The sequence below is a fragment of the Methylomonas sp. BG-2 genome (genome assembly GCF_057766305.1).
Map to the genome: position 1 here is coordinate 1 of NZ_JBYMAP010000180.1, position 8,233 is coordinate 8,233.

Here is an 8,233-nt window from a genome sequence, read left to right on the forward strand (position 1 = left end):
GCAACGGTTTTGTTTGTGTGGGATTTGCGAATTCGGACCGGCATGAAGCAAGCATGACAACACGGAACGCACGGAGCTTTTCCGAGCGAGACCGATTCGGAACGAGTTAAGGCGCCAATCGTTTAGCGTTCGTCCGTTGACCGATGATTGCCGTGTCTGGTGCGACAGGTTTTTAACTGGCGTAATTGCTCAATTTAGGATCAAGCCAGCGGAGTGGCGCTGAATAGAAGCGCGAATCCGTGGCCGGTGAGGATCAGCCGCGAGCGCCGAGACGCGATTTGTCGCGTTCGATCAGGGCGTAGGCGGAATGGTTGTGTATCGATTCGAAGTTTTCCGATTCCACCGTGTAGGCGCTGATACGCGGCTCGGCATCCAAGCGGGCCGCCACGTCGCGTACCATGTCCTCGACGAATTTGGGGTGGTCGTAGGCGTATTCGGTGACGTATTTTTCGTCCGGGCGTTTCAGCAGGCCGTAGATCGGCGACGAGGCTTCGGTTTCGACCAGCGCGATCAGATCTTCCACCCAGATAAAGCCGTCGGTGACGACCGTGACCGTGACGTGGGAGCGCTGATTGTGGGCGCCGCGCTCGGAAATTTCCTTGGAGCACGGGCACAGGCTGGTTACAGGCACCACGACTTGGACCTTGGTGCGGCAGCCGGCGGCGTCGATTTCGCCGACGAAGCCGACCTGATAGTCCAGCAGGCTGCGCACGCCGCTGACCGGCGCGGTTTTGTCGATGAAGTACGGAAAGCGCATGTCGATGTAGCCGGACTGGGCTTCCAGCCGGGCCAGCATTTCGCGCAGCATGGTCGGAAACGAGGCGATGCTGATTTCCCGGTCGTGGCTGTTCAAAATTTCGACGAAGCGCGACATGTGGGTGCCCTTGAAGTCGTGCGGCAGGTTGACGGACATCGCGAAACGGGCCACGGTGCGTTGTTCGCCGACGCTTTTGTCCTTGACCCGCACCGGATGCAGAATGTCCTTGATGCCGACTTTGTCGATGGCGATACGGCGGCTGTCGGCGCGGGCTTGGATGTCTTCGATGGGATTCATGGTTTGGGTTGGCGGTTTTACCGAGTGGTTTTTTACTTCCGACGCTGTCATTCGTGCACCTTAAACCGGGGTCGCTCGCCGAAATCGCCGTCGTTGACCGCGTATTGATCGAGTTTCAGGCTGTAGAAGCGGTCGAAGTGTTGTTTGACGGTGCGGGCGATGCCGGCGTCGTAAACCGGTGTCACGGTTTGCGCCAAGCCGGTCGGCCGTTCGAGCACGACGCCGTCTCGTACCACCAACCGGCCGTTTTTGAACAGCAACGCGGCAGCGGCGAATAGGGCCCGATAGTCGGGGTGGGATTGGCCGGCATGCCGGCCCGGATCGTAAACGGCGATGTCGGCGATGGCACCGGGGGCCAGATGGCCGCGGTCGTTGAGGCCGAGCAATTTGGCGGCGGCGGAGCGGGTCATCGTGGCGATGTCGCTAAAACTCAATTCGCGTTTTAGACCCGGCAACAAAGTCAGGGCCAGGGCCTCCTGGTTCAAGCGCGCCATGCATTCCTGCCGGTAGTCGGCGTCCATTAATAATCGGATCAATTCGGGATAGGCGGTAAACGGCGCGCCGTTGGGGTGGTCGGTGGTGAAGAACAAACGCTCCGGCGCCTCGGCCAACAAAAACAGTTCCAGGCCGATCGCCCACTGCAAGGTATTGATGAAGCTGGCCTCGCGGTAGCGGTACGGCACCACGCCACCCGAGCCTTCGGTTTCGGCATCCCACATCACGCATTTACTCGGATTGGCGTCGGCGTGGCGGCTGTATTGGGCGATGACGTCGCCGGAGATCGTCACCGTTTGGCCGAACAATACTTGGCCCACGTCCATGGTGATATTGGGGTGGCGGTGGAAGGCTTCCAGCAAGCGCGCGGCCGCCGACGAAAAGCCCTTGGCGCCTTCGCTGCCGTAGGCATAAAACTGGATGTGGGCCAAATGCATCGGCAGGCCTTGCGCGGCTTCCATCGTGGCGACGGCGGTTTCGACGTTGCCGGGCATGCCCAGATTGTTGCAGTGCACGTGTACCGGATGCGGCACGCCCAATTGGCAGGCGGCGCGTTGCAGGGTTTGCAGAATTTGCCGGGAACTGACGCCGTAATCCGGTACCACGTCGTCCAAACCAAATTGGCGAACGTTGCTTTTGAAGGCGTTGGCGCCGCCGGCGTTGATGACTTTCAAGCCCAGCGCGCGGGTGGCGTTCAAGGTCCAGGCCACGTAGTCGTTGATTTGATTCTGGCCGGCCTTGGCGCGCATTAGCCGTAAAAGTAGATCGTCGTTGCCCAGGATCGCCAGCGCGGCGGTGTCGATGATTGGGATGTCGGCCAGTTGCAGATGCACGTCCAGCGTGCCGACCGGCAACATCGCCGGTTCGACCACACTGGTGTAACCCATCCGCGCGTAGCGGTAGCCGATGTCGGTACTGGACCATTTGGCGGTGGAAAAGGGGTGATTCAACCGCCGCGCCATGTGGTTGCGATGTTGCTCCGGCAGCAATAGCCGGGCGGTGTTGACGTTGCCGCCGGCAATGTGACTGTGGATGTCGATGGCGCCGGCCATGACGATCTTGCCGGTCAGGTCGTGGACCTCATCGAAATGCGCGTCCGGACCGGGGTCGGCGACGACGATGCCGTCGCGGATGAACAGGTCGCGGGTTTCGCCGTGCAGGTTTTGCGCCGGATCGTAGATTGCGCCGTTGCGGAGTTTAATCAGCATATGTCGGTAGGGTATGCGTCGCGTAGCAAAGTTGAGGTTTCGGACGGTTCAATGGCCGAAAGCCGGGTAAAGCCAAATGCGGCTGGCTTCGACTCCGCTCAGCCAACGGCGATTGGCTCAGTTCAACCAACGGAGAATGGCTCAGTTCAGCCAACGGAGACTGGCTCCGCTCAGCCAACGGAGACTGGCTCGGCTCGAGCAGCGGTCTTCGGCGACGATCGGTCGGAAAATGAGCGGCAGCGACGCGGCGGCTCATAACATGTCCAAGGTCAGCAACAGCCGCCGGGGCTGGACCGCGGTTGGGGTCGGCGAGCGGTGGACCAAGCCGCGGCCTTCGTTGCCTTCCCAGTGCTCGCCCTTCATCAGGCCGACCGCGTAGGCCGGCATTTGCCGAATCGCGGTGGCGTCGGCGATCAGTCCGGATACTTGATCCGGAACGCCGCAACCTCCCATGCCCAGTTTGCCGCGATCGACCGCGTACTCCGGCAACCACTCGGTGCCGATGCCGCCGTAGCTGCAAATCATCCGTGCCGGTACCCGATCGACGTGAAAACGCGGACACATCGCGTTATCCAGGGTCCGCAAGCGCAGGCCGGCCTCGCGCTGGCCGAACAATTCACAAAACGCCGAAGTCAACCACGCCACATCCTCCAGCCAAGCCTGGAAACCGTCCAAAGCGGCGGCTTGCGGCCAAATGGCCGAGAAGTCGTAACGATCGGGATCGACGGCCTGGCTGATTTCGATTCTGGTCTTGCGATGCAGCGCGGCATGGATGAAGCCTTCAATTTCGGCCGGTAACGGCCGTTCGATCAAACACAGATTGACATCGTCCTCGTAAATACGGGCCAAGTCGGCAAATCGAGCGGAAACCACGGTTTTGGTGGCGGGGCGCCGTTCCAACGCTTGAAAGGTACCGGGCGGCACCCGTGGCGAAACAGCGGGTTGAGAGAAAGGCGCGCGGGCAAACATGGGTCACTCCTTAATGGGCTAACAGGGTTTGTTCGAAAACCACGATACCTTGCATGAAGGCGATGCCCAGCGCGAAAGACGCGCTTTGGCCGCTGAGATGGCGCAAGGTCGAGCGCTCGTGCAACACCGGAATCAGGTCGGAAGCGGCGATGTAAATGAATCCGCCGGCCGCGATCGGCAACAGCACGACCAGCGACGACGCGGCGACTTGGCTGAGCAGCAAGGTAAACAGCGCGCCGGGCACCACGCTCAGCGAGCAATAAAAGTTGTACAACACCGCCTGCTTCGGCGGGTAACCGCCGCGCAGCAACGCGCCGACGTCGCCCAGTTCCTGAGGCACTTCGTGGGCGATAATGGCGAGCGTGGTGGTCAGGCCCAACGCCGGATCGGCCAGGAAACTGCCGGCGATCAGAATGCCATCGACGAAGTTGTGGATGGCGTCGCCGATCAAATTCATTTTTGCCAGCGGCAGCACTTCGCTAGCGGCCGGACGGGTATCGACATTGTGGTCGTGGCGCCAGCGCACCAGCTTTTCCAATACGAAGAAACCGAACACGCCGATCAACGCGGTCAAGCACACCGTACTCACCGAACCTTGGCGGGCGACCGCGTCCGGAATCAAGTGAATGAAGGCGTCGCCGAGCAACACGCCGACCGCCAATGCCACCAGGAAAGGCACGATCCGCTGCAAGCTGGCCGCCGGCAGCCACAACGCAAAAGCGCTGGATAGCGAGCACAGGCTGACCGCGAGACTGGCGGCGATGGTGGCTAAATAGGTATTCATGGCGGCGCTACCCCAGGTGTGGAAACGAACGGTGTTGGTGGTACGAGCGGCCGTTCAGGTGGACGCCAAGCGCGGACGGCGCGCGAAAAATCACCAGCGCGGCGATGCAACCCGGTATCAGCGGATAGGCGGAGATCAACGCGCGTTGCGGCTTGGCTTGATCGCGCAAGCGGATCACGGCCCAGAGCATCAGCAATAGTTCGCCGCCGATCACCGGCGGAAAGCCATCAGTGTCCGCCATCGCTAAACCATTGCGGGAAATCGTCCCTGAGCTTGCGCCAGGCATTCGGCCCGGCGGCGAGTTCGGCATCGGTCAGCAGACAGGCGTCCAGTTCGCGACGGACCTTTTCGGCGTCCACGTTCTGGCCGATGAAGACCAGTTCCTGGCGGCAATCGCCGTAGGGCTCGACCCATTGTTCGCGGATGTCGTCCAGATACTCGGCCGGCCATTGCTCCTTGGGCGCCAAGGCCCACCAGCGTCCGGCCAGGCCGTGGCGCATGATGCCGCCGGCCTGCGACCAGTTGCCGGCATATTCTGGGCGCGAGGCCAGCCAGAAAAAGCCCTTGGAGCGCAGCAAGGTGCCGTTGTCCCATTCGCCTTCGTGCAGGTGCTGATAGAAACGCTCCGGGTGAAACGGCCGGCGGGCGCGGTAAACAAAGCTGCTAATGCCGTATTCTTCGGTTTCGGGGATATGCTCGCCGCGCAACTCCTTCAGCCAGCCCGGCGCTTGTTCGGCTTTTTCGAAATCGAACAGGCCGGTATCCAGCACCTTGCCCAGATCGACCTGGCCCATGACCATCGGCACGATTTCAGCGTCGGGATTCAGGCTGAGCAATATCGCCCGCAGATTGGCGATTTCGTCGCCGGCGATCAAGTCGATCTTGGAAATCAAAATGACGTTGGCGAATTCGATTTGATCGACCAGCAGATCGGCGACGTTACGCTCGTCGTCCTCGCCCAACGCTTCGCCGGCTTCCTTCAGACTCAAGGCTTCCTGGTACTGGCGCAGGAAATTCACCGCATCGACCACGGTCACCAGGGTATCCAGCCGAGCGATGTCGGACAGGCTGACGCCGTTGTCGTCGCGAAAGGTAAAGGTTTCGGCGATCGGCAGCGGCTCGGCGATGCCGGTGGATTCGATCACCAGATAATCGAAGCGGCCGTCCTTGGCCAAGTTGCCAACCTCGATCAGCAAGTCCTCTCGCAGAGTGCAGCAGATGCACCCGTTGCTCATTTCGACCAGCTTTTCCTGGCCGCGATTCAGTTGCACCTCGTTCTTGACCAACGCGGCGTCGATATTGACTTCGCTCATATCGTTGACGATCACCGCGACTCGCCGGTTCTCCCGGTTGCCGAGGATATGATTCAGCAGCGTGGTTTTGCCGGCGCCAAGAAAACCGGACAAGACCGTGACGGGTAGTTTGGAGGAAATCATCGTAGTCATATAGATGTTATATTGTAACAATCACAATCCAAAAAAAGGGTGCCAGCGACGAGTCGCGGCACCCGCGGCAAGTTAATAACTCAATCTGAAACCGACTTCGGCGCCGCGACCGGCTTCCGGCGCGAAATTGCGCAAATAAGAAGTGGCGTTGCGGATGTTTTGGTCCAGCAGGTTATTGCCCTTGGCGAAGACCAGTAGTTTGGCATCGCCGGGGGCTTTGATCTGGTAATTGACGCCGGCGTTCAGCAGATAATAACCGGCGGTCGAGGTCTCGAACTCGCCGACGTGGGTTTGATCGTCGGCGCGGGTCAGGCGTAGATAGCTGGACAATTGCTCCCGGTTATAGTCCAGTTGCAGACCGTAACGCAGCGGCGGCATGCGCGGCACGTCGCCGCCGGTTTTGAATTCGCCGCGGGTGTAATCGCTGAACAAGGTCAGCTCGACTAAGCCCAGATGATTTTCGACAACCGGGAAAATCAGCTTGGCTTCGTAGCCTTTGAAAATGGCGTCTTGCTGGCTGCTTTGCACCACCGGTTTGCAATCGACCGCGCAAGGGTTACCGTCTTCGTCGACGAATGCGCCGGTGCGTTGCTGGTAAATGTAATCGCCGGCCCAGTTGTGGAACAAGTCCAACTCGGCACGCAACCAATCGCTTTTAAAGCGGTAGCCCAAATCCAGGTTGTAGGCGGTTTCTTCCTTCAAACTCAAACTGCCCACTTCGAAACTGCGGGTGGCGTCGTGGTAGCCGTTGGCCAGCAATTCCTGGACATTCGGCGCCCGCGACGAACGAGTAATCGCCAAATTCAGGCTGTTGCGGCCGTCCAATTTCCATAAGGCCGACACCGAGGCGCTCACCGGCGTGTAACTTAACGGCGTGTAGCCGTCCGGATGCACGTCGGTTTGTTCGACGCGGGTGCCGAATTGGTAAGTGACCGGGCCGAGGTCGAAGGCTTCGACGCCGAACACGCCGTAGCTGTAAGTGTCCGAGCGCGGCACGATGCTGGCGCCGGTCAGTTTCTCGATGGCGTTGAAATCGCTGACTTGGGCTTGAAAGCCGACCGCGCCGCGCAGCGGGCCGATGTCCTGATGATTCAGCTCGACGCGGCCTTCGTAGCTTTTATTGGTGAAGAAGGCGCCGGGCTCGCCGTTGGCGATTTCGGTATGCTGGTAATCGGTGTAACCCAAGCGGGTGCGCAGGCTTTTGGCGAACGGCAGCGGGTTATTCAATTCGCTCTTGAAATCATATTTGTTCTGGCGCATCGCGATGCGCACCGTTTCCGTGCCGGTGCCGTCCGGGGCGATGCCGTAGTTATTGTTTAAATTGTTGATCGACGCCCCGGCAAAGCCGTTGTCGCCGACCCAGGACAAGCCGGCCGAACCGCTGATCGCCTCGGCGCCGGTATGGTTCAAAAAACCGCGCGGATTGTCGACCACGTCCAGGGAAGGATCGGTGATCGCCACCTTGGCGGTATCGATGCCGCTGCCGCCGATGTCCAGATTGTTGCGATGCCGATAGAAGCCGTCCAGGTGATAAGCAATGTGGTCCTTGCTGCCTTCGACTTTCATTGTGGTGCTGGTTTCGTCGCTGGTCGAATCGAAGCGCTGCTCCAGTGCCGCGTTCAAGGCTTTGTCGAAGGCCTTGCCGGGAATTCGGTTGTCGATGACGTTGACCACGCCGCCCATCGCGCCGCTGCCGTAAAGCAGCGTTGCCGGGCCGCGCAGCACCTCGATGCGTTCGGCCAATAGCGGTTCGACGCTGGTGGCGTGGTCGGGGCTGATCGCCGACACGTCGTTGCTGCCGATACCGTTGCTCAATACCCTTACCCTGGGGCCGGCCTGGCCGCGTATCACCGGGGTGCCGACGCCGGGGCCGAAGGACTGGCTGGAAATGCCCAACTCGTTTTTCAAGGTATCGCCGATGCTGTGGCCGGTTTTCATCCGCAACTCGTCGTCGCTTAACACCGTAACCGGCGAGCCGGCCTCGGCTTTTGTCACCGGTAGCGGCGCGGTGACGATGACCTCGTCCAATGAGATATCGGCTTGAGTTTCCGCATGAAGCAAGCTTGCGGGCAACATCAACAAGAAAAAAGCAGTTTTGTTCATTACTGGAGCAGGGAAAGGGAAACAACGGAAAATGTTATATTGTAACGATTGTGAATGCAACAATATAACGCCGTGGTGCCGTGGGCAACGCCTTGAGAGTTCGCCGCCATGCAATAAGTGCGTAGACATCCAGTGACCGACCAATGGTTAACCGGGCTAGTTCGAGGCTGAAGGT

Annotated in this window: 7 protein-coding genes; all 7 read right to left on the reverse strand. The window is 60.0% G+C overall.

Annotated features, from left to right (window positions below):
• Positions 1-253: 253 nt before the first annotated feature.
• The 7 genes from folE2 to AC3B8H_RS15610 all read right to left on the reverse strand — a co-directional run bounded on the left by folE2 (position 254) and on the right by AC3B8H_RS15610 (position 8,058).
• Complete coding sequence (gene folE2 / locus AC3B8H_RS15580) at positions 254-1,054, reverse strand: GTP cyclohydrolase FolE2 (RefSeq protein ID WP_488442463.1); 801 nt, start codon at positions 1,052-1,054, stop codon at positions 254-256.
• A gap of 47 nt (positions 1,055-1,101) precedes the next feature.
• Positions 1,102-2,757 carry a formylmethanofuran dehydrogenase subunit A gene (locus AC3B8H_RS15585; RefSeq protein WP_488442464.1) on the reverse strand — a complete coding sequence of 552 codons (1,656 nt, stop codon included), beginning with the start codon at positions 2,755-2,757 and terminating at the stop codon, positions 1,102-1,104.
• A gap of 252 nt (positions 2,758-3,009) precedes the next feature.
• Positions 3,010-3,726: a DUF1826 domain-containing protein gene (locus tag AC3B8H_RS15590; RefSeq protein ID WP_488442465.1), complete on the reverse strand. Its 717-nt coding sequence runs from the start codon at positions 3,724-3,726 to the stop codon at positions 3,010-3,012.
• Between the two features lie 10 nt (positions 3,727-3,736).
• Positions 3,737-4,510: a ZIP family metal transporter gene (locus AC3B8H_RS15595; RefSeq protein WP_488442466.1), complete on the reverse strand. Its 774-nt coding sequence runs from the start codon at positions 4,508-4,510 to the stop codon at positions 3,737-3,739.
• Between the two features lie 7 nt (positions 4,511-4,517).
• Positions 4,518-4,751 carry a hypothetical protein gene (locus tag AC3B8H_RS15600; protein ID WP_488442467.1) on the reverse strand — a complete coding sequence of 78 codons (234 nt, stop codon included), beginning with the start codon at positions 4,749-4,751 and terminating at the stop codon, positions 4,518-4,520.
• The gene (zigA, locus tag AC3B8H_RS15605; RefSeq protein WP_488442468.1) at positions 4,738-5,955 is read right to left on the reverse strand and encodes a zinc metallochaperone GTPase ZigA; all 1,218 of its coding nucleotides are present in this window, start codon (positions 5,953-5,955) and stop codon (positions 4,738-4,740) included. The genes AC3B8H_RS15600 and zigA overlap by 14 nt, the downstream gene beginning before the upstream one ends.
• Positions 5,956-6,027: 72 nt before the next feature.
• The gene (locus tag AC3B8H_RS15610) at positions 6,028-8,058 is read right to left on the reverse strand and encodes a TonB-dependent receptor (RefSeq protein WP_488442469.1); all 2,031 of its coding nucleotides are present in this window, start codon (positions 8,056-8,058) and stop codon (positions 6,028-6,030) included.
• Positions 8,059-8,233: the final 175 nt, after the last annotated feature.